This is a genomic window from Streptomyces sp. NBC_00252 (assembly GCF_036187565.1).
Classification (GTDB): domain Bacteria; phylum Actinomycetota; class Actinomycetes; order Streptomycetales; family Streptomycetaceae; genus Streptomyces.
This window is the reverse complement of record NZ_CP108087.1, coordinates 1777475-1797216: the sequence shown is the minus strand read 5'-3', so window position 1 is coordinate 1797216 and position 19742 is coordinate 1777475. Positions and strand designations below refer to the sequence as shown.

Sequence of the window (19742 nt, the reverse complement as noted above, 5' to 3'; positions counted from 1 at the left end):
CTCGCGGTAGTGTGCCCCGGTGACCACGCATTCGAACACACCTGCAGGCTGGTACCCGGATCCGCACGGAGCGCCCCAGACCCTCCGGTACTGGGACGGCGCGAAGTGGACCGAGCACACCAACGCGGACCAGCAGGGCCAGGCCGCCCAGCAGCGGCCGCAGACCGTGCCGCAGCAGCAGGCGGGGCCGGATCCGCGCGCCCAGCAGCAGGTCAAGCAGCAGGTGCAGCAGCAGGCCGGGGTCGCCGGGGGCGGCCCCGGCGGCAGCCTGTTCAGCGAGCCGGTGCTCGTGGTGAACCAGAAGGCCAAGCTGATCGAGCTGACCAACGAGTACAAGGTCATGGATCAGAACGGCAATCTGATCGGCTCGGTCACCGAGATCGGCCAGAGCACGCTGAAGAAGGCGCTGCGCTTCGTCTCCAGCATCGACCAGTTCATGACCCACCGGCTGGAGATCCGCGACGCCTACGGGCAGCCGCAGTTGGTGCTGACCCGGCCGGCGAAGATCATGAAGTCCAGGGTGATCGTGTCCCGCCCGGACGGCTCGACCGTGGGCGAGATCGTCCAGCAGAACATGATCGGGAAGATCAACTTCGCGCTGAACGTCGACGGCCGACAGATCGGCGCGATCAAGGCCGAGAACTGGCGGGCCTGGAACTTCGCCATCGTCGACCACGCGGACAACGAGGTCGCCCGGATCACCAAGACCTGGGAAGGCCTCGCCAAGACGATGTTCACCACTGCGGACAACTACGTCCTGCAGATCCACTACCAGCTGCCCGAACCCCTGTTGAGCCTGGTGGTGGCGACGGCGCTGACCGTCGACACCGCGCTCAAGCAGGACTCGCGCGGCCTCGGCTGAGCCCGCTCAGAGCGCGGTGAGGTGCCCCGGCGCGGACTTCCGGTCCGGCTGCCGGGGCAGCAACGCCGGTTCGGCGGACGCCGATCGGGATTCCAGCGCCAGGACGGCGGCCACGGGGTGGTCGTCGTCGTACGCGTGCGTCAGCGGTACGGCCGGGGTGACCCGGGTCAGCAGCACCACACCCCACGACGCGAGTCCGGCTCCCGCCAGCGCGAGGAGGATTCCGGCCGCGCCGCCCTGGAGGCGTTCGCCCAGCAGCGCGAGGCCGATCGCCGCGGCGGCCACCGGGTTCGCCAGGGTCACCACCGCGAGCGGGGCGCCGAGGCCGCCCCGGTAGGCGGTCTGCGAGAGCAGCAGCCCGCCCGCCGCGAACACGGCGACCAGCAGGGCCACTCCGACCACCTGCATGCTCAGCACCGGACCCGAACGGTCCGTCGCCGCGACCGTCACGGTCTGCGTGAGCGCGGAGGCCACACCCGAGGCGACACCGGACGCCGAGGCATGCCGTAGACCGGGCTTCGCGCCGCGGCGGGCGAGCAGGCCGATCAGGGCGGAGGTCGCGCCCGCGACCGCCAACGCCTGGGGAACGCTGAGAACCTGGTCCGGCTGCGGGCCGGACGCCGTGACCAGCAGGGCCGACAGGCCGAGCAGGGTGAGCGCGGTGCCGCGCCACTCGACCATGGTGACCCGCCGCCCGGCCACGCGTGCGCCCATGGGCACGGCGGCGACGAGGGTGAGGGCTCCCAGCGGTTGTACGACGGTCAGCGGGCCGTACTTGAGGGCGACGACGTGCAGCAGCGCGGCCGACGCGTTCAGGACGACCGTCCACCACCAGGAACCGTTGGCGAGCAGACGCAGCATGCCGGCGTCGGAGTTGCGGGAGGCCAGCCGCTCCTGGGCCACGGCCGCCGCCGCGTAGGCGACCGCCGAGAACAGGGACAGGACGACGGCGACCAGGGTGGCGTTCATCGGCCGGCTCCGACGAGAACCGGCTCTTCCACGGCGAGCTGGGGCCGGCCGCGGCCCGCCGTCGTCGCCGTGCGCCGCGGGGGATGGATCAGCGCGAGGGCGATGCCGAGCATGGCGGCGGCCACGATCGCGTCGAGCCAGTAGTGGTTCGCCGTGCCCACGATCACCGTCAGCGTGAGCAGCGGATGCAGCAGCCACAGCCAGCGCCAGCGCGAGCGGGTCGCGACGATCAGGCCGATCGCCACCATCAGCGCCCAGCCGAAGTGCAGTGAGGGCATCGCCGCGAACTGGTTCGAGAGGTGGTCGCTGGTCGGCGGGCCGTACACGGAGGGGCCGTAGACCTTGGCGGTGTCGACCAGGCCCGTCGCGGCCAGCATGCGCGGGGGTGCGAGGGGGAACACGAACGGCAGCACCAGGGCGGCGGAGGTGACCGTCGCCAGGACGCGGCGGGCCCAGACGTAGTGCGCGGGGCGCCGCAGGTACAGCCAGACCAGGAAGGCGACGGTGGCCGGGAAGTGGACGGTCGCGTAGAAGGTGTTCGCGATGTGCACGAGGGTGTCGCTGTGCAGCAGCACCGACTGCACCGAGCCCTCGCCGGGAAGATGCAGGGTCCGCTCCAGGTCCCACACGCGCCGGGCGTTGTGCAGGGCCTCACCGGTGTGGCCCGTCGCCAGCTGGCGGCCGAACTTGTAGACGAGGAAGAGTCCTGCGACGAGCAGGAGCTCACGGACGAGCGGGGGCCGCGCTATCGCGCTGGTCCCCTTCTCTGCAGGCTCGGTGCGGGCATTCATCCCCCGGCCCCTTCGCTGACGGTGGTGCGTGTGGTGGTGCAGGCAGGGCTTGTGACCCCGCTAGCGGCCCGAACTCATCGGTACGAGTTCGTTCCGATACGCCAGTGTACCGATACGAGCGTGTACCGATACGGCGGAGTACCGGTACACTGGCGTATCGATAGCGAAACGAGACACACTGGAGAGCGGACCTCGAGTCCGTGGACCGAGCGAGGAGACGAGCCATGACGTCGCAGGCTGAGGACGCACCGGACACGGTCGCCGCCTCGCGCCGCTCCAAGATCACGCCCGAGCGTGAGCGGGAGTTCTTCGACGCCGTGCTCGAACAGATCCGGGAATGCGGGTACGACTCCGTCAGCATGGAGGGCGTCGCCACCAGCACCCGGTGCAGCAAGTCCACGCTCTACCGGCAGTGGGGCACCAAGCCCCAGTTCGTCGCCGCCGCGCTGCGGGCCAACCGCCGGGTGCACTTCACCGGCATCGACACCGGGTCCCTCGCGGAGGACCTGCGCCAGGCCGCGCGGGCCGCGGGCGCCTGGTCGGCGAAGGACACCAAGCTCGTCTCGGCGCTCGGTCACGCCGTCATCCAGGACAGCGAACTCGCCCAGGCGGTGCGGGAGGCGCTCGTGCATCCCGAGATCGCCGCGCTGGAGGACATCCTGCGCCGCGGTGTCGAGCGCGGCGAGATCGCGGCCGACCACCCCGCCCTGCAGTACGTCCCCGCCCAGATCTTCGGCGTCCTGCGGGCCCGCCCGGTCCTGGAGGGCTGTTACGCCGACCCCGACTACCTGGTCAAGTTCGTGGAGGCCGCGGTGCTGCCCGCACTCGGACTTACCTGAGAACCAGGCCGCCGTCCATGGGATGACTGGACGGTGACCTGCTCGCGCCGCACCGTGGGGACGGGGGCGGCGCGCACCCCCCGGCCGGGTGGGGTTCCTCTTGAGCGGAGAGGCGCCCCACCCGGCCGACTGGTGTGCGGCGGGGGGTCAGATCTTCTGGCCGTCGCCGCCGGTGCCCGAGGACACCTTGATGCCCGAGGTGATCTCGTCGATGACGGACTGCTTCTGGCCGACGTCGACCCCGAAGCGGACCACGACGATCTGGCCGGTGCTCGCGGGCGAGGGGAACGCGAGCGACTCGACATAGCCGTCGGAACCCTTGCTGGTGACCGCCTTCCAGCGGACCAGGTAGCCCTTCTGCCCGGCCACGGTCACGGCCTTGGACGCCAGCACCTCGTGCGACGTGATGCTGCCGTAGGTCGTGCCGCCGTAGGACTCCTTCGCGTTGGCCGCGATGTCCGCCTTCGCGACCGCCTCGGCCGTGCTGCCCTTGGTGCCCAGCACCACCGCGGGCGCGGAGTACGCCCCGCCGTTGGTGCAGGTCTGGGAGGTGTTCCCGGGGCACTTGTACGAGGTGTTCGACGTCACCTGCGCGCCGACCTCGATGACCTGGCCGTACCAGTCGGACGGGACGGGAAGGCTGATGCCGTCGAGGGAGTCGGTCACGTTGCCGCCGGCCGGGACCTTCGGCTGCGCGGACTGGCTGGGCGCGGGCGTCGCACCGCCGGACCCGCCGGACCCGCCGGAGCCACCCGTCCCGCCGGACCCGCCGAAGGGATCGTTCTGGCCGCCGGAACCGCCCTGGCCTTCGGGACCGCCCTGGCCGCCGGTGCCGCCCTGCCCGTTCGGCGCCTGCTGCGGGTTGGCCCGGGTGCCGTTCCCGCTGCCGTTGTCGGACAGCGCGTACGCGCCGACGCCGATGGCGGCCAGGACCGCCACCGCGACGGCCACGGCTATGCCCGTGCGCAGATTGCGGCGCGGCGCGGGCGGGGGCACGGCGGGATACGCCGGGTACGCCCCGCCGTACGGCGGCTCCGTCGGGGGACCCCATTCGCCGGCCGACCCGGCCGGGCGGGTCCGGTCCGTCCATGCCTTGCCGTCCCACCAGCGCTCGGTGGCGGGACCGTCATTCGTCTGCCCGGGATCGGGGTACCACCCGGGGGGAGTCACCTGCGTCATGCCCCTACCGTATGAGGCGTCGGTGAAAGCGGGATGAGAGGATCCGGGTCGAATCCCGCGGAGTGGGGGCCGGGGGGCTCTTCCCGGGCCCCGACCTGGGGTGGACCGGCCTCCGGCGCGGGGACTTCCGTACGGTTCACGGCCGCACTCCGTCACCGTCGCCGAGTACGCCCCCTCACCCCAACACCAGCCGCACAGGCCCCCGTTCGGCCGGCGCGGGCAACTCCAGCCCCCGTCGCCCGGGTGTCACGGACCCGAGGACGCTCGGGTGCCGGGCGCCCGTGCTCGCCGGGACCGTGCCCGGGAGGCCGTGGGCTGTCAGGAAGCCGAGGACCGCGAAGGCGTAGGCCTCCTTCGCGGGGGAGGGGAGGCCCAGCTCGTCGGAGGTGCGGAGCGGGACGCCGGGCAGCTCTTCGGCGAGGAGGGTCATCAGGACCGGGTTGCGGGTGCCGCCGCCCGAGGCGATGACCTCCGTCGCGGCCACCGAGCGGACCGCGTCCGCGACCGTGCGGGCCGTGAGGAGGGTGAGCGTCGCGATGACGTCCTCGGCGGGCAGCGTGCCCAGACCGGCGAGCGCGTCCCGGAGGTAGCCGAGGTGAAACAGCTCCTTGCCGGTCGTCTTCGGGGCGGGGAGCGCGTAGTACGGCTCGCTCGACAGCCTTTCCAGCAGCGGCTCGTGGACCGTTCCGCGGGCCGCGAGGGCGCCCTCCGCGTCGTAGGCGAGCCGTCCGCCGCTGAAGCCGCTCGCCGCCGCGTCGATCAGGGCGCAGGCCGGTCCCGTGTCGAAGGCCGTGCCGTCGGGGGCGGTGAGGTTGGCGATCCCGCCGAGGTTGAGGGCGACCGGGGTGCCCGGACGGCCGCGCAGCCACAGCAGGTCGACCAGGCTGACGAGCGGTGCGCCCTGGCCGCCCGCGGCGATGTCACGTGGCCGGAAGTCGGCGACCACAGGCAGCCCGGTCGCCTCCGCGATCCAGGCTGGCTGCCCCAGTTGCAGCGTGCCGCGCACCGAGCCGCCCGCCACCCAGTGGTAGACGGTCTGCCCGTGCGAGGCCACCAACTCGGCCCGGCCGTCGCACAGTTCATCGTTCGCGCGGACCGCCGCCGCGGCGAAGGCCTGCCCGATCAGGGTGTCCAGCCGGCACACCTCGGCCAGCGTCGTCGCGGCCGGTGGCAGCGCCGTCGCGAGCGCCTCCCGCAGTTCCTCGTCGTACGGCTCGCTCACCATCCCGAGCGGCTTCAGTACGACGCTGTCACCGACGAGGTCCAGGTCGGCCGCCGCCGCGTCGATCGCGTCGTACGACGTCCCGGACATCAGCCCGATCACCCGCATCCGCTTCCTCCCAACCAGCCGTTCCCGCAGGGCTCTTGGCGACGGCGAGCGCGAGCACGCTCATCGCGCAGGCCGCCGCGGCGTAGTAGGCCGGGATGTCCACGTTCCCGGTCCGTCGCACGCTCTCGGTGATGATGAGCCCGGCACACCCCGAGAAGACGGCATTGGACAGGGCGTAGGCGAGTCCCAGACCGGTGTACCGCACGCTCGTCGGGAACATCTCCGAGAGCATCGCCGGACCCGGTCCCGCCATCAGCCCCACCACCGCACCCGCCCCGAACACCCACGCACCCTTCACCGTGTTCGACGTCCCGTCGTTCTGCAGGAGGTTGAGCAACGGCACCGACAGGACCACCACCAGTGCCGCCCCCGTCAGCATCACCGGACGCCGCCCCAGCCGGTCGCTCAGCAGTCCCGCCGGGAGGATCGTGACCGCGAACCCCACGTTGGCCAACACCGTGGCCAGCAGGGCCTGTTGGAAGCTCGCGTCCAGCGTGTTCTGCAGATACGACGGCAGCACGACCAGGAAGGTGTAACCGGCCGCCGCCCACCCCATCACCCGTCCGGCGCCCAGCGCGACGGCCCGGCGGACCTCGCGCGCGGGCGGCGCCTCCCGTGCCGCCTCCCTCCGGAACGCCGGTGTCTCGTCGAGCCGCAGCCGGAGCCACAGCGCGCCGAGCCCCATCGGCAGCGTCAGCAGGAACGCCAACCGCCAGCCCCAGTCGGCCAGTTGACCGGCGTCGAGCACGGTCGCCAGCAGCGCCGCCACCCCCGCCCCGCCCAACAGCCCCAGCGCCACGGTGAACGACTGCCACGCCCCGTACAGCCCCCGCCGCCCCGGTGGCGCGAACTCCGTCAGCAGCGACACCGCGCCCCCGAACTCGCCACCGGCGGACAGCCCCTGAAGGACCCTCAGAAACGTGAGCAGCCAGGGCGCGAGGGTGCCGACGGTCGCATACGTGGGCAGGACGCCGATCAGTGTGGTCGCGCCGGTCATCAGCGTGATCACCAGAACCAGCACCGGCCGCCGCCCCACCCGGTCGCCGAGCCGGCCGAACAGGGCGGCGCCGACCGGCCGGAAGAAGAACGCCAGGGCGAACGAGGCGTACGTCCGCACCAGCCCCTCGGCGGCGCCCGCGCCCTCCGGGGTGAAGAACCGCGCCGCGATCACCGTGGCGAAATAGCCGTAGACCCCGAACTCGTACCACTCGATGAAATTTCCGACCGACCCGGCGACCAGAGCCCGGGCGGCGGGCCTGTCCGAGAGCGGTCGGGAATGATCGGAAAACACCTTCATTTCAACGCCTCTTGACCGTTCGTCACGCACTTGAGCACTGCTGACAGACCTCCGTCACCCGTTGTGGCAACAGCTGCCCGGACCGGCCTCCACTTCGGCATCCGGACGGCTACGCTCAAGGGCTGTACGTCGTTCGGGCTACTGGGGAGGTAACGGGATGACGGAGGAACGGCCTCCGAAGGCCTCCTCGGCCTCCCTGTGGGAGCGCGAGGACGCGGTCGCCGGTGTGGCGGAGGCGCTCGACGCGCTCTGCGTGGACCGGTCCTCCTCGGGCAGCCTGCTGGTGGTCCGCGGCGAGGCCGGCTTCGGCAAGACCGCCCTCCTCGCCGAGACCCGCCGCATGGCGGAGGCACGCGAGTGCGTGGTCTGGCAGGCCCGCGGCGGCGAGACCCTCAAGTCCGTCCCCTTCAACGTCGTACGGCAGTTGCTGCAGCCCGCCCTCATCTCCCTGATGCCCGAGGAGACCCGCGAGTACCTCGGCGACTGGTACGACATCGCGGGCCCCGCCCTCGGCGTCACCGAACCCGGCGAGCGGCAGGCCGACCCGCAGGGCGTGTGCGACGGACTGGTCGCCGCGGTGCGCCGACTCGCCAAGCGGGACTGGCCGTTGGTCCTGCTGATCGACGACGCCCACTGGGCCGACCAGGAGACGCTGCGCTGGCTCGCCGCGTTCGCCGAACGCCTCGACGACCTGTCCGTGCTGATCGTGGTCGCCCGCAGGCCCGGCGAGGTCAGCGGGGAGAGCGCCCGCTACCTGGACGCGATCGCCGCCGCCGCGGGTCCGCCGATCACCGTCCTGGAGTCCCTCACCCCGAAGGCCACCGCGGGGCTCACCCGCGCCACCCTCGGCCCGCACGCCGACGGCGCGTTCTGCCGCGAGGTGTGGGCGGTCACCGACGGCAACCCGTACGAGACCGTCGAACTCCTCGCCAAGGTGAAGGACAGCGGCCTCGCGCCCGTCGAGGACTCGGCCGCCGAACTGCGCGAGCTCAACCGCTCCGCACGCGGCGGCGGCCTCGTCGCCCGCCTCGACGACCTGGGCTTCGAAGCCACCCGGTTCGCCTGGGCCGCCGCCATCCTCAGCACCGGCATCTCGGTGAGCCTGGTCGCCAAGCTGGCCACCATGAGCCGCGAGGAGGCGGCACGCTGCGCCGAACTCCTGCGCACCGCCCGTATCCTCACCGCACCCGACCCCGCCGCCTCCCAAGCCGGCGCGGGCGAGCTGGAGTTCGTCCACCCGCTGATCGCCACCGCCGTCTACGACTCCATCCCGGGCGGCGTGCGCACGGCCATGCACGGCATCGCGGCCCAGGTCGTCACCGACTCCGGACTCGGCGCGGCCTCCGCGTCACGGCACCTCCTCCAGGTGCACCCGGACGACGACCAGGAACTCGTCGAGCAGCTCCGCGAGGCGGCCCGCGAACACCTGTCCATCGGCGCCCCGGACGCCGCCCGCCGCTGCCTTGAGCGCGCCCTCCTGGAGCCGCCGCTCGCCGAGACCCACGCGCGCGTGCTCTACGAACTGGGCTGTGCCACCCTCCTCACCGCACCCGCCACCACCATCGGTCACCTCCAGACCGCCCTCGGCATGCCCGGACTCGACGGCCACGCGCGCGTGGACGCCGTTTTCCGTCTCTCCCAGGCGCTGACCCACAACGACCAACTGGAGGAAGCCGTCCGCACCGTGGAAGCGGAGGCCGCACGGCACGAACCGGGCGCCGCCCGGATGCGGCTCCAGGCCGTCCAGTTCATGTGGGAGGGCATCTACGCGGGCGAGGGCACCTCCCCGGGACGCTCCGAACGGCTCGCCGCACTCGCCGCCACCTGCGCCGGCCGGGACAACTCCGAGCGCGCCCTGCTCATCCTGCGCGGCTTCGACGCCATGACCCACGGCGAGAACGCCGAGGAGGTCGTCGAGCTGTGCGACCGCGCCCTCGTCAACGGACGGCTCGCGCCGGGACTCGGCTGGACCGACACCGAGTGGGGCCTCGAGATCCTCATGATGCTGGCCAGCTCGTACGCCTACACCGACCGCCTGGACCGCGCCGAGAGCCTGTACAACGAAGCCCTGCGCGCCTACGTCTCCGCGGGCTGGAGCGGCGGGCATCTCTCCCTGGCGCACGCCTACATCGGCCTCGGCCACCGTCGGCGCGGCCGTCTCCGCGAGGCCGAGATCTCGCTGCGCGAGTCCCTGCGCCTCGCCGAGCGTGTCGGCCGCGGGCTGCCCCTGTACTGGTCGGCGACCTGCAACCTCGTCGACACGCTGCTCGCCCGCGGCCACGTCGACGAGGCCTGGTCGATCGCCGAGCAGTACGGCTTCGCACCGCCGTACCCGTCCACCATCGTGCTGCCCGATCCGCGGTGCGTGCGGGGGCGGCTGCTGCTCGCCGTCGGCCGTACGAAGGACGGCATCAACGAACTGGAACAGGCCGCGAAGGCGGCGACGGTTCGCGGGCACCACAACCCGGTGCTCGTCCCCTGGGCCGTGGACCTCGCCCGCGCGCTCGCCGTCGAGGACCCGACCCGTGCGGCCCAGCTCGCCTCCGACGCGCGGCGTCAGGCCGAGCACTTCGGGACGGACACGGCGATCGGGGAGGCGCTTCGGTGCGCGGCGTCCCTGGAGACCGGGCAGCGGGCGGTACGGCTTGCTGCGCAGGCTGTTGCGTATCTGGAGTCCTCGCCGTGTCAGTACGAGCATGCGGCGGCGCGGGTCGAGTACGGGATCGCTGCGCGGTCCGTGGCCGAGATCAACCGGGGTCTGACGCTTGCGCGTTCGTGCGGGGCGGATGGTCTGGTGACTCAGGCGCGGGAGGTGTTGGAGACGGGGAGGGGGTTGCGGTGAGTTGTCGTTCGGCTGCGGCCCGGTGGGGGCTGGCCGCGCAGTTCCCCGCGCCCCTAAAAGCGCCGACTCGCTGTGTCTTTCAAGGGGCGCGGGGAACTGCGCGACCAGCCACGGCGTAGTCGCGGACGACGTACAACAGGCGCCCCCACCCCCTTAGTCGGTCTCTTCGGCCAATACTCGCTGGGCCACAGCGAAAGCCGAGTTGGCCGCAGGCACCCCCACGTACACCGCACTCTGGAGGAGAACCGCGCCGATCTCGTCCGGCGTGAGCCCGTTGCGGCGGGCCGCGCGGACGTGCATGGCCAGTTCGTCGTAGTGGCCGTGGGCGATCAGCGCGGTGAGTGTGATCATGCTCCGCTCGCGCCGCGACAAGGTCGGATCGGTCCAGATCTCCCCCCACGCGTACCGCGAGATGAAGTCCTGGAAGCGGGCGGTGAACGGCGTCTGCCGAGCCTGGGACCCGTCCACGTGGGTGTCGCCGAGGACCTCACGGCGGACCTCCATGCCCCGCTTGGCACCACCGCCGAGGTGGGCCCGCAGCGCGGTGAGAACGGCCTCCGGGCACTGTGCGGGCGCCAGGTGAGATGCCCCCGGGATCTCCACGAGGCCCGCGCCAGGCACCGCGTCCGCGATCTCCCGCAGATGCGCGGGCGGCGTCGCCGGATCCTCGCGCCCGGCGACCGCCAGGGTCCGCGCACCGATCCCGGGCAGCCGCTCGCGCAGATCGAACGCGGCCAGCGCGTCACAGCACGCGGCATACGCGGCCGGGTCGGCGTCACGCTGGTCGGCGACCAGCTCCGGGACGGTGAACCCGGGCGTGAACCAACGGGAGTCGGCACTCTCCACCAGCCAGCCCAGACCCTCGCTCCGCACCCGCGCGGCCCGTTCCTCCCAGGGCTTGGCCCCGTTGAAGTGCGCCGAGGAGCAGATGACGGCGAGCGATGTGACCCGCTCCGGGTGGTGCACGGCGAGATGCAGACCCACCGCACCGCCCAACGAGACGCCCGCGTAGGCGAATTGCTCGATACCGAGGGAGTCGGCCAGCGCGAGTACCAAGTCGGCGAGGTCCCCTGCCGTCGCCCCGGGACCGATCAGCCCGGCCGCCGAACCGCCGTGTCCGGGCAGGTCCCAGCGGATCACCCGGTGGGTGACGGACAGTTCGGGCGCGACCTTGTCCCACAGGGCGTACGACGTGCCCAGTGAGGGCCCGAGGAGGAGTGGGGGAGCGGAATCGGAGCCCTCGGCACGGAAATTGAGGAGTTTCTCGGTCAACGTCGCTCCAGTGCACGGTCGGTGAGGGCTCCTGCGGAACCCGTGTAGCGGGCGGGGTCGGTGAGGACAGCGAGGTCGAGGTCCTTCAACTCCGGCTCCCTGGCGAGCAGTTCGGCCAGCGGGCGACCCTCGGCGTACGTCCGCCGGGCGACCTCCGTGAGCAGCTCCTTCGCCCGGGTCCTGCCCAGCAGCGGCGCCAGCTCGGCGGACAGCCGCTCGGAGACGATCAACCCGTGGGTGAGATCCAGGTGTTCACGCATCACGCCCGGATGCGCTCGCAGCCCCTCGGTCAGCTCGACGGCATCGCGCGCCGCACCGCCGACCAGCCGCAGCAGTTCCCGCAACGGCTCCCACTCGGCGTGCCAGGCCCCGGCCGGCCGCTCGTCCTCGGCGACCAACGAGCCGTAGAGAACGGCCGCTAGCTGTGGTGCCCGGCGTGCGGCGGCGGCGATCAGCGTGGACCGTACGGGGTTCGCCTTGTGCGGCATGGCCGACGAACCGCCGCCGCCGGCCTCGGAGACCTCGGCGATCTCCGTCCGGCCGAGGACGAGTACGTCGGCGGCCACCTTGCCCAGTGCTCCCGCCGCGAAGGCCAGGCACCCGGCGAGGTCCGCGATCGGTGTCCGGAGTGTGTGCCAGGGCAACCGCGGTGCCGTCAGGCCGAGTTCGCGGGCGTACGCGTCCGGCAGCGCGAGCGCGTCCTCGGCGCCGTAGGCCGTGAAGGCGGCCAACGTGCCTGCCGCGCCGCCGAGTTGGACGGGCAGCGTGTCACGAACGGCCCGTACCCGATCCCGCGCGTCCAGTACCAGCGACCGCCACCCCGCCGCCTTCAGCCCGAACGTCGTCGGTACGGCGTGCTGGGTGAGGGTGCGGCCCGGCATCGCGGTGTCCCGGTGGGCGGCGGCCAGTCGGGCGAGCGCCTGTTCCGTGCGGGTCAGGTCGGTCAGGACCAGGTCCAGGGTGCGGGACGCGACCAGCATCGTGGCCGTGTCCATGATGTCCTGGCTCGTCGCACCCCGGTGGACGTACGGGCCGTACTCCTCGCCGACCTCCTTCGTCAGGTCCGCGACCAGCGGGATCACCGGGTTGCCGCCGGCCCTGGACCGTTCCGCGAGGGACCGTACGCCGAAGCGGCCGGGGTCGGCCGCGGCCGTCACCGCCGTCGCCGCCCCGGTGGGGGCGAGACCCAGGGCGGCCTGGGCGCGGGTGAGGGCGGACTCCGCGTCGAGCAGGGCCCGTAGATACGCGGTGTCGCTCGTCGCGGACGCGGCGGGGGAGCCGGTCCACCCGGGGGCGAGCAGGCCGGTGTCCGACGGGTCGTCAACTGTCACTGGAACTCCAGGAATACCGTCTCGCCTTCGCCCTGAAGGCGGATGTCGAAACGGTATGTGCCCCTGCCCTCGTCCCGCGCGATCAGCGTGTCGCGCCGCGCCGGGTCCAGCCCGGACAGCAGCGGGTCCGCGGTGAGCGCGGGCTCGTCGCCCGGGAGGTAGATGCGGGTGAAGAGGTGCACCAGCAGTCCGCGCGCGAAAACGCACGCGCTCAGGTACGGGGCGCTTTGGCCGCGCGCTCCCGGTCGTAGCGTCCGTGCGTACCAGTGGCCGTTGGCGTCCGTCTGGATGCGGCCCCAGCCGGTGAACTCGACGCCGTTGCGGCCGAGATACCCGCCGCTGGCCGGGTCGCGCCGGATCGAGCCGTCGGTCGTGGAGAGGTTGCCCTCGGGGTCGGGGCCCCAGAGTTCCACGAAGGCGTCGGGGAGCGGGTTTCCCTCGCCGTCGTAGATGTGGCCCTGGACGGTGATCGTGTCCGGGTGGCCGACCGGGGCGATGTCGCCGCCGCCGGGGAAGGGCAGCGCGTAGCCGTAGAAGGGGCCGACCGTGTGCGACGGAGTCGGCAGCACGGACTCCGGGCGGCTCGTGTCGATGGTCGTCATGGCGGGTCAGCGTCCTTCTTCGATCCAGGTGGCGTGCGGGCCGTCGAGCACGATGTCCCAGCGGTAGCCCATCGAGAACTCGGGCACCGACAGGCTGTGGTCGTACGTCGCGACGAGCCGTTGGCGGGCCGCGTCGTCCGTCACCGACTGGATGATCGGGTCGTACGGGAACAGCGGGTCGCTCGGGAAGTACATCTGCGTGACGAGCCGTTGCGTGAACGCCGAGCCGAACATCGAGAAGTGGATGTGCGCCGGGCGCCACGCGTTGACGTGGTTGCGCCAGGGGTAGGGGCCCGGCTGGACGGTCGTGAAGCGGTACCCGCCCTCGTCGTCGGTCAACGTGCGCCCCACGCCGGTGAAGTTGGGGTCCAGTGGAGCGTCGTGCTGCTCGCGCTGGTGGGCGTAGCGGCCGGCCGAGTTGGCCTGCCAGATCTCGACCAGCTGGCCGCGGATCGGGCGCCCGTCGCGGTCCAGCAGCCGCCCGGAGACGGTGATCCGCTCCCCGATCGGCTCACCGTTGTGCTGCCGGGTCAGGTCGTTGTCGATCTCCGTGATGTCCCGCTCGCCGAACGCGGGCGAGGCCAGCTCCACCAGTTCGGGGTCCTTGGAGACGTCGATGGTGACCGGCGGCTGTTTCGGGTGGCGGAGCGTGGAGGAGCGGTAGGGGGCGTAGTCGCGGCGCGGGTGGTGCTCGACCGGCGCGCCGTCGGCGACCCGCTTCTCGTACGTCGCGTGCTCGGCCGCTATTTCGAGGTCGATGTCGTGCTGGGTGAGAGTCATGGGGGTTCCTGCCGTTCGGGTTCCTACCGTTCGGGTTCCTACCGTTCGAGGACGAGGGCCAGGCCCTGGCCCACGCCGATGCAGAGGGTGGCGACGCCGACTCCCGTGCCCTTGCGGGCGAGTTGGTGCGCGACGGTGCCCGCGAGCCGGGCACCGGAGGCGCCGAGCGGGTGGCCGAGGGCGATGGCGCCGCCCTGCGGGTTGAGGATCGCGGAGTCGAACTCCGGCCACTCGGCGACACATCCGAGCACCTGCGCGGCGAACGCCTCGTTCAGTTCGAGGACTGACAGGTCGTCAAATCCCTTGCCCGCCTTGGTCAGTGCGCGGTTGACCGCTTCGACGGGGGCGAGTCCGAAGTACTGCGGGTCGATCGCGGAGACACCGGTCGCGGAGACACGGGCGAGGGGCTGGCGGCCGGTGGCCTTCAGCCCCTCCTCGTCCACCAGGAGAAGGGCGGCGGCGCCGTCGTTGAGGGGGGACGCGTTGCCCGCGGTCACCGTGCCGTTCCCGGGACGGAAGGACGGCTTGAGCTTGGCCATGGCGGCGAGGGAGGCGTCCGCGCGCACGGACTCGTCGGCGGCGAAGAGGACCGGGTCGCCCTTGCGCCGCGGGATGGCGACGGGGGTGATCTCGTCGTCGAAGAGCCCGGCCGCCTGCGCGTCCGCCGCCTTCCGGTGACTGGCGAGCGCGAACTCGTCCTGCTGCTCGCGGCTGATCTTGTGCTTGTCGGCGATCAGCTCCGCGCTCTCGCCGAGCGGGATGGTCCACTCCGGGTTCATCGCCGGGTTGACCATGCGCCAGCCGAGCGTGGTCGAGTACAGCTCGGTGTGCCCGGCGGGGAACGGCCGGTCCGACTTCGGCAGCACATAAGGCGCGCGGGTCATCGACTCCACCCCGCCCGCGACGGCGATGGAGGCGTCGCCGACCGCGATGGCGCGGGCCGCCTGGATGACCGCTTCGAGGCCTGAGGCGCAGAGCCGGTTGACCGTGACGCCCGGCACGGAGGTGGGCAGGCCCGCGAGGAGGGTGGCCATGCGGCCGACGTTGCGGTTCTCCTCGCCGGCGCCGTTCGCGTTGCCGAAGTAGACGTCCTCGATGCGGGAGGGGTCCAGGTCCGGGGTGCGGGCGAGGAGTTCGCGCAGGGCGTGGGCGGCGAGGTCGTCGGGGCGGACGGAGGCGAGGCCTCCGCTGTACCTGCCGATGGGGGTGCGGACGGCGTCGACGATGTAAACCGGGTTCACAGCAGGCCTTCCGTGACGGTGAGTTTCGCGTCGGTCTTGGCGACGATCTCCTCGGCGCTCACACCGGGCGCGGTCTCGATCAACACGAGACCGTCGGGTGACACGTCGATCACGCCGAGATCGGTGATGACTCGGTTCACACACGCTTTGCCTGTGAGCGGCAGCGCGCACTCCGCGAGGATCTTCGGGGAGCCGTCCTTGGCCACATGGGTCATGACGACGATGACGGTCCGGGCGCCGTGGACGAGGTCCATCGCCCCGCCGATGCCGGTGATCATCTTGCCGGGGATCGCCCAGTTCGCCAGGTCACCGCCCGCGGACACCTGCATGGCGCCAAGCACGGCGACGTCGATGTGCCCGCCCCGGATCATCCCGAAGGAGAGCGCGGAGTCGAAGAAGGAGGCGCCCGGCAGGACCGTCACGGTCTCCTTGCCGGCGTTGATGAGATCCGGGTCGACCTGGTCCTCGGTCGGATACGGGCCGGTGCCGAGGATGCCGTTCTCGGATTCCAGGATCACCTCGACGCCCGGCGGGAGGTAGTTGGGGATCAGGGTCGGCAGGCCGATGCCGAGGTTGACGTACTGCCCGTCCTCGAGTTCGCGTGCCGCGCGGGCCGCCATCTGCTCGCGTGTCCAGGGCATCAGCTGCTCACCGTCCGCTGCTCGATCCGCTTGTCGGCGGCCTGCTCGGGGGTGAGGGCCACCACCCGCTGCACGAAGATCCCGGGCAGGTGCACCGCGTCCGGGTCGATGGCGCCGGGCTCGACCAGCTTCTCCACCTCGGCGATCGTCACCTTGCCCGCCATCGCCGCGAGGGGGTTGAAGTTCCGGGTGGACTTGTTGAAGACGAGGTTGCCGTGCCGGTCGCCCTTCGCGGCGCGGACCAGGGCGAAGTCGGTGCGGATGCCGCGCTCCAGGACGTACTCGGTGCCGTCGAACTCCCGCACCTCCTTCGCCGGGGAGGCGAGCGTGACGCCGCCCGAGCCGTCGTAGCGCCACGGCAGTCCGCCCTCGGCGACCTGGGTGCCGACGCCGGCGGGGGTGTAGAAGGCGGGGATGCCCGCGCCGCCCGCGCGCAGGCGCTCCGCGAGGGTGCCCTGGGGGATCATCTCGACCTCCAGCTCCCCGGCGAGGTACTGGCGGGCGAACTCCTTGTTGGCGCCGATGTAGGAGCCGGTCACCCGGGCGATGCGGCCCGCCGACAGCAGGACCGCGAGGCCGGACTCCATCGCCCCGCAGTTGTTGGAGACCACGCCGAGGCCGCCGACGCCGCGCTCGAAGAGGGCCTGGATCAGTACGTTCGGCACACCGCTCAGCCCGAAGCCGCCGACCGCGAGCGTCGCCCCGTCCGGCACATCGGCCACGGCCTCGTCGGCCGTGGCGACCACCTTGTCCATCCGTGAAGCTCCGTCCCGTTCGAGCGCCCGGTCAGCAGATAGTCAGGGCACTGAGCATTTCGGTGAAGTTTCCTTCACGCTGTCACTGTGGGGGCTTGCCGTCAAGAGCTGGGAGAAGTGCCGGTTCAGGTCGGTGCAGGAGGCTGGACTCGCTCCCGGTGTCCCCGGGTATCGTTCAGTGCACAGACGAATCCGACAGCGGGAGGGCACATGGCCGCGGTGGACCTCACCACCCACCCCGGGCACCTCGCCCGGCGGCTCCAGCAGGCGCACTATCTGCTGTGGAACACGATGGTCTCCGAGGAGATCACCTCGCCGCAGTTCGCGGTCCTCAACGCGCTCGCAGACGAACCGGGGCTCGATCAGCGCACGGTGGGGGAGCGGGTGGGGCTCGACCGCTCGACCATCGCGGAGGTGGTCAGCCGGCTGAGTGGGCGCGGGCTGCTCGACAAGGTGCGGGACGCGCAGGACGGGCGGCGGTTTCTGCTGCGGCTCACGGGGGACGGTGCGCGGGTTCATCGGAAGCTGGTCGTGCGGACGGCTCGGATGAATCAGGTGTTCTTGGCGCCGCTCACTCCTGATGAGCAGGGGGTTTTCTTCGATCTCATTCAGCGGGTGTCGGATGCGGCTGAGGGGCTCCGGAATCCTGGGGAGCCCCTTGTCGCGCAGCGGTAGGTGAGTGGGCCGTCTTTTTCGTCGCGGTCGGTGGGGGCTGGTCGCGCAGTTCCCCGCGCCTCTTCAGGGCGCTTCCGTCCCGCGTGTGTCACGACTTCGCGAAGATCACCCAGACCTGGCCCTTCGCGAAGTTCATGGGTTTGCCGTCGGGAGTGGTGAACTGGGTTCCGTCCGTGGCCTTTTGGCGTTTCCAGTCGGCGCTGTAGGTGCGGCCGTCCCGGAGGACGTCTGCCTTTCCGGAGCAGACGGTCACCGTGTACGGCGTGTTGTTGCCGAGGACGTCGTGGTAGGCGGACTTGCGGATCTTGACGTACTGGACGACGACGGTCGCCGGGGCGAGGCGCTTGCCGTCGGTCGTCACGGTGGGGGTGCCGTCCTCGGTGACCAGCCAGCGGTGCTTGTCACCGGACCAGGTGAAGGTGAAGCGGGCCGACGGGTAGCGGACGGTGCGGGAGGCGGTGGGCTTGCCGCCCGCGGGGGCCGTGCCGTAGACGAAGCCGGTCGTCAGGGCAGCCGCGCCGGGGGCGGAGGGCATCAGCTGCTTGGGGTGCAGGTAGAGGTTGTGCGGGGCGGGCTTGTCGCCGCCCCGGTAGTAGGCGCGGCCCTCCTCGTCGGGCGACGCGGACCGCAGCGGGGCCTTGTCGATCAGTGGCAGGAGCTTGTGCTGCGCGCCGGAGAAGGCGAGCGTCGGCTCATTGAACTGACGCAGCAGGTCCAGGTCGGACACCCGGGCACTGCGCACGGGCCCGACGGACTGCGGGAACTTGGTGGCGAACACCGCCATCAGCCTGCTCAGGCCGCCCTCGACCTGCTCCGCGTACACGATGTCCGCCGCGTCAAGGCCCGTCTGCGGGCGGGCCGCGGGCACGTTGTCGATCTTCACCGCGAGCACCGGACCGGCGGCGGGCGCGGTCGATCCGCTCGCGCTCGGGCTCTGCGCCGGGGACTGGCTCGGTGTGCGTCCGCGCCCGTCGTCGGCGGACCCGCCGTGATGTGCCGTGCAGCCCACCGCCAGGGAGGCCGTCATCGTGGCGGCCAGCAGCGCCGCTCTCTTCGTGCCGCGCCGCCGGGGTGCTGTCTGTCCCATGCCCACCGTTGCCACCAAGTCTGTGTTTTCGATTGTGCGCTTATAAGTTCATTGGTGGCCTTACCCGCTTGGTTGTGATTGTGCGCGCTGATTGCGCCGATCGGCCCACTACAAGATGCGGAAGGGGTCAGTCCGGCGGATCCTGCGCGCCCAGGATCTCCCCGAGGTCGTAGCGGACGGGCTCCTCCAGCTGTGCGTAGGTGCAGCTCTCGGGCGTGCGGTCCGGGCGCCAGCGGCGGAAGCGCGCCGTGTGCCGGAAGCGCGCGCCGTTCTCCATGTGCTCGTACGCCACCTCGGCCACCCGTTCCGGCCGCAGCGGGATCCACGAGAGGTCCTTCTTGCCCGACCAGCGGCTCGGCGCCCCCGGCAACCGGGCCGACTCGTGCGCGGCCTCCTCCGCCCAGGCCGCCCAGGGATGCCCCGCCGTGTCGTCCATGCGCAGCGGCGCCAGCTCCTCGATCAGCTCGGCCCGCCGTTTCATGGTGAAGGAGGCGGCGACGCCCACATGCTGGAGGGCGCCCTGATCGTCGTAGAGCCCGAGGAGCAGCGAACCCACGACCGGGCCGCTCTTGTGGAGGCGGTAGCCGGCGACGACGACGTCCGCGGTCCGCTCGTGCTTGATCTTGAACATGGCGCGCTCGTCCTGGCGATAGCCCAGGGTCGGCGGTTTGGCCACGACACCATCGAGCCCGGCGCCCTCGTACTGCTCGAACCACCGTTGCGCCACCTCGATGTCGGTGGTCGCGGGCGCCAGATGCACGGGCGCGGTCACGCCGGACAGGGCCCGTTCGAGCAGCGCCCGTCGGTCGCCGAGCGGCACGTCGAGCAGCGACTCGTCGGCCAGGGCCAGCACGTCGAAGGCGACGAAGGACGCCGGGGTCCGCTCGGCCAGCGTCCGCACCCGCGAGTCGGCCGGGTGGATGCGCTCGGACAGCGCGTCGAAGTCGAGCCGCCCGTCCCGCGCGATCACGATCTCGCCGTCCAGCACACAGCGTTCCGGGACCCGCTCCTTCAGCGCCTCCACCAGTTCGGGAAAATACCTGGTCAGCGGCTTTCCGTTACGGCTGCCCAGCTCGACCTCTGCGCCGTCGCGGAACACGATCGCCCGGAAGCCGTCCCACTTCGCCTCGTAGTGCATGCCCGGCGGAATCCTCGCGACCGACTTGGCGAGCATGGGCTTCACGGGTGGCATCACCGGCAGATCCATGGTTCCGATTCTGCTCCCGTCCGTCGCTCGCCGCCCGGTATG

General features: G+C 71.7%; 18 protein-coding genes. 4 read left to right on the top strand and 14 right to left on the bottom strand.

Going from position 1 to position 19742, the window contains the following annotated elements:
* Positions 1-19 precede the first annotated feature (19 nt).
* Positions 20-862, top strand: coding sequence for a phospholipid scramblase-related protein (locus tag OHT77_RS07860; RefSeq protein ID WP_328827310.1), 843 nt, complete (start codon positions 20-22; stop codon positions 860-862).
* 6 nt (positions 863-868) lie between these two features.
* On the opposite strand, the gene OHT77_RS07855 is transcribed toward OHT77_RS07860, so the two are convergent.
* Both OHT77_RS07855 and OHT77_RS07850 read right to left on the bottom strand, forming a co-directional pair.
* Positions 869-1831 carry a hypothetical protein gene (locus OHT77_RS07855; protein ID WP_328827309.1) on the bottom strand — a complete coding sequence of 321 codons (963 nt, stop codon included), beginning with the start codon at positions 1829-1831 and terminating at the stop codon, positions 869-871.
* Positions 1828-2622: a phosphatase PAP2 family protein gene (locus tag OHT77_RS07850; protein WP_328827308.1), complete on the bottom strand. Its 795-nt coding sequence runs from the start codon at positions 2620-2622 to the stop codon at positions 1828-1830. Before OHT77_RS07850 ends, OHT77_RS07855 begins: the two co-directional genes overlap by 4 nt.
* 224 nt (positions 2623-2846) lie before the next feature.
* Between OHT77_RS07850 and OHT77_RS07845 the strand changes: the two genes are divergently transcribed.
* Entirely contained in the window at positions 2847-3461 is a 615-nt protein-coding gene (locus OHT77_RS07845) for a TetR/AcrR family transcriptional regulator (protein WP_266766586.1), read from the top strand.
* A 147-nt stretch (positions 3462-3608) separates the two neighbouring features.
* On the opposite strand, the gene OHT77_RS07840 is transcribed toward OHT77_RS07845, so the two are convergent.
* The 3 genes from OHT77_RS07840 to OHT77_RS07830 all read right to left on the bottom strand — a co-directional run bounded on the left by OHT77_RS07840 (position 3609) and on the right by OHT77_RS07830 (position 7267).
* Positions 3609-4640 carry a DUF2510 domain-containing protein gene (locus OHT77_RS07840; protein ID WP_328827306.1) on the bottom strand — a complete coding sequence of 344 codons (1032 nt, stop codon included), beginning with the start codon at positions 4638-4640 and terminating at the stop codon, positions 3609-3611.
* Positions 4641-4815: 175 nt separating this feature from the next.
* The gene (locus tag OHT77_RS07835) at positions 4816-5970 is read right to left on the bottom strand and encodes an anhydro-N-acetylmuramic acid kinase (protein WP_328827304.1); all 1155 of its coding nucleotides are present in this window, start codon (positions 5968-5970) and stop codon (positions 4816-4818) included.
* Positions 5891-7267 (bottom strand): MFS transporter, encoded by a 1377-nt coding sequence (locus tag OHT77_RS07830; RefSeq protein WP_328827303.1) that lies wholly within the window; start codon positions 7265-7267, stop codon positions 5891-5893. Before OHT77_RS07830 ends, OHT77_RS07835 begins: the two co-directional genes overlap by 80 nt.
* A 157-nt stretch (positions 7268-7424) precedes the next feature.
* Here OHT77_RS07830 and OHT77_RS07825 point away from each other — a divergent pair, with 157 nt between their 5' ends.
* Positions 7425-10109 carry an ATP-binding protein gene (locus OHT77_RS07825; RefSeq protein WP_328827302.1) on the top strand — a complete coding sequence of 895 codons (2685 nt, stop codon included), beginning with the start codon at positions 7425-7427 and terminating at the stop codon, positions 10107-10109.
* 153 nt (positions 10110-10262) lie between these two features.
* Here OHT77_RS07825 and pcaDC read toward each other — a convergent pair whose 3' ends face one another.
* From pcaDC to OHT77_RS07790, 7 genes are read right to left on the bottom strand one after another with little or no spacing between them, the layout of a single operon-like run.
* On the bottom strand, positions 10263-11381 hold the full coding sequence (pcaDC, locus tag OHT77_RS07820; protein ID WP_328827300.1) for a bifunctional 3-oxoadipate enol-lactonase/4-carboxymuconolactone decarboxylase PcaDC: 1119 nt from the start codon (positions 11379-11381) through the stop codon (positions 10263-10265).
* Positions 11378-12712 (bottom strand): 3-carboxy-cis,cis-muconate cycloisomerase, encoded by a 1335-nt coding sequence (pcaB, locus tag OHT77_RS07815; RefSeq protein ID WP_328827299.1) that lies wholly within the window; start codon positions 12710-12712, stop codon positions 11378-11380. Before pcaB ends, pcaDC begins: the two co-directional genes overlap by 4 nt.
* A complete protein-coding gene (pcaG, locus tag OHT77_RS07810; RefSeq protein ID WP_328827298.1) occupies positions 12709-13314 on the bottom strand; it encodes a protocatechuate 3,4-dioxygenase subunit alpha in 606 nt (201 codons plus the stop codon). The genes pcaB and pcaG overlap by 4 nt, the downstream gene beginning before the upstream one ends.
* A gap of 6 nt (positions 13315-13320) precedes the next feature.
* The gene (pcaH, locus tag OHT77_RS07805; RefSeq protein WP_266766578.1) at positions 13321-14094 is read right to left on the bottom strand and encodes a protocatechuate 3,4-dioxygenase subunit beta; all 774 of its coding nucleotides are present in this window, start codon (positions 14092-14094) and stop codon (positions 13321-13323) included.
* A gap of 38 nt (positions 14095-14132) precedes the next feature.
* Positions 14133-15335 (bottom strand): thiolase family protein, encoded by a 1203-nt coding sequence (locus OHT77_RS07800; RefSeq protein WP_328827297.1) that lies wholly within the window; start codon positions 15333-15335, stop codon positions 14133-14135.
* Positions 15332-15976, bottom strand: coding sequence for a CoA transferase subunit B (locus tag OHT77_RS07795; protein ID WP_328827295.1), 645 nt, complete (start codon positions 15974-15976; stop codon positions 15332-15334). Before OHT77_RS07795 ends, OHT77_RS07800 begins: the two co-directional genes overlap by 4 nt.
* A complete protein-coding gene (locus OHT77_RS07790) occupies positions 15976-16731 on the bottom strand; it encodes a CoA transferase subunit A (RefSeq protein ID WP_328827294.1) in 756 nt (251 codons plus the stop codon). Before OHT77_RS07790 ends, OHT77_RS07795 begins: the two co-directional genes overlap by 1 nt.
* Before the next feature lie 210 nt (positions 16732-16941).
* Between OHT77_RS07790 and OHT77_RS07785 the strand changes: the two genes are divergently transcribed.
* Entirely contained in the window at positions 16942-17406 is a 465-nt protein-coding gene (locus tag OHT77_RS07785; RefSeq protein ID WP_328827293.1) for a MarR family winged helix-turn-helix transcriptional regulator, read from the top strand.
* 88 nt (positions 17407-17494) lie between these two features.
* Here the strand turns inward: OHT77_RS07785 and OHT77_RS07780 are convergent, their stop codons facing one another.
* Both OHT77_RS07780 and OHT77_RS07775 read right to left on the bottom strand, forming a co-directional pair.
* Positions 17495-18493, bottom strand: a complete 999-nt coding sequence (locus tag OHT77_RS07780; RefSeq protein WP_328827292.1) for a DUF3048 domain-containing protein — start codon at positions 18491-18493, stop codon at positions 17495-17497.
* A 127-nt stretch (positions 18494-18620) separates the two neighbouring features.
* Positions 18621-19700 (bottom strand): ATP-dependent DNA ligase, encoded by a 1080-nt coding sequence (locus tag OHT77_RS07775; RefSeq protein WP_328827291.1) that lies wholly within the window; start codon positions 19698-19700, stop codon positions 18621-18623.
* Positions 19701-19742: the final 42 nt, after the last annotated feature.

Coding starts and splice junctions, on each gene's coding strand:
- OHT77_RS07845 (WP_266766586.1), top strand. CDS start 2,847: ATGACGTCGCAGGCTGAGGACGCACCGGACACGGTCGCCGCCTCGCGC.
- OHT77_RS07785 (WP_328827293.1), top strand. CDS start 16,942: ATGGCCGCGGTGGACCTCACCACCCACCCCGGGCACCTCGCCCGGCGG.
- OHT77_RS07790 (WP_328827294.1), bottom strand. CDS start 16,731: ATGGACAAGGTGGTCGCCACGGCCGACGAGGCCGTGGCCGATGTGCCG.
- OHT77_RS07850 (WP_328827308.1), bottom strand. CDS start 2,622: ATGAATGCCCGCACCGAGCCTGCAGAGAAGGGGACCAGCGCGATAGCG.
- OHT77_RS07855 (WP_328827309.1), bottom strand. CDS start 1,831: ATGAACGCCACCCTGGTCGCCGTCGTCCTGTCCCTGTTCTCGGCGGTC.
- pcaH (WP_266766578.1), bottom strand. CDS start 14,094: ATGACTCTCACCCAGCACGACATCGACCTCGAAATAGCGGCCGAGCAC.
- OHT77_RS07825 (WP_328827302.1), top strand. CDS start 7,425: ATGACGGAGGAACGGCCTCCGAAGGCCTCCTCGGCCTCCCTGTGGGAG.
- OHT77_RS07835 (WP_328827304.1), bottom strand. CDS start 5,970: ATGCGGGTGATCGGGCTGATGTCCGGGACGTCGTACGACGCGATCGAC.
- OHT77_RS07780 (WP_328827292.1), bottom strand. CDS start 18,493: ATGGGACAGACAGCACCCCGGCGGCGCGGCACGAAGAGAGCGGCGCTG.
- OHT77_RS07830 (WP_328827303.1), bottom strand. CDS start 7,267: ATGAAGGTGTTTTCCGATCATTCCCGACCGCTCTCGGACAGGCCCGCC.
- OHT77_RS07840 (WP_328827306.1), bottom strand. CDS start 4,640: ATGACGCAGGTGACTCCCCCCGGGTGGTACCCCGATCCCGGGCAGACG.
- pcaG (WP_328827298.1), bottom strand. CDS start 13,314: ATGACGACCATCGACACGAGCCGCCCGGAGTCCGTGCTGCCGACTCCG.
- OHT77_RS07775 (WP_328827291.1), bottom strand. CDS start 19,700: ATGGATCTGCCGGTGATGCCACCCGTGAAGCCCATGCTCGCCAAGTCG.
- OHT77_RS07795 (WP_328827295.1), bottom strand. CDS start 15,976: ATGCCCTGGACACGCGAGCAGATGGCGGCCCGCGCGGCACGCGAACTC.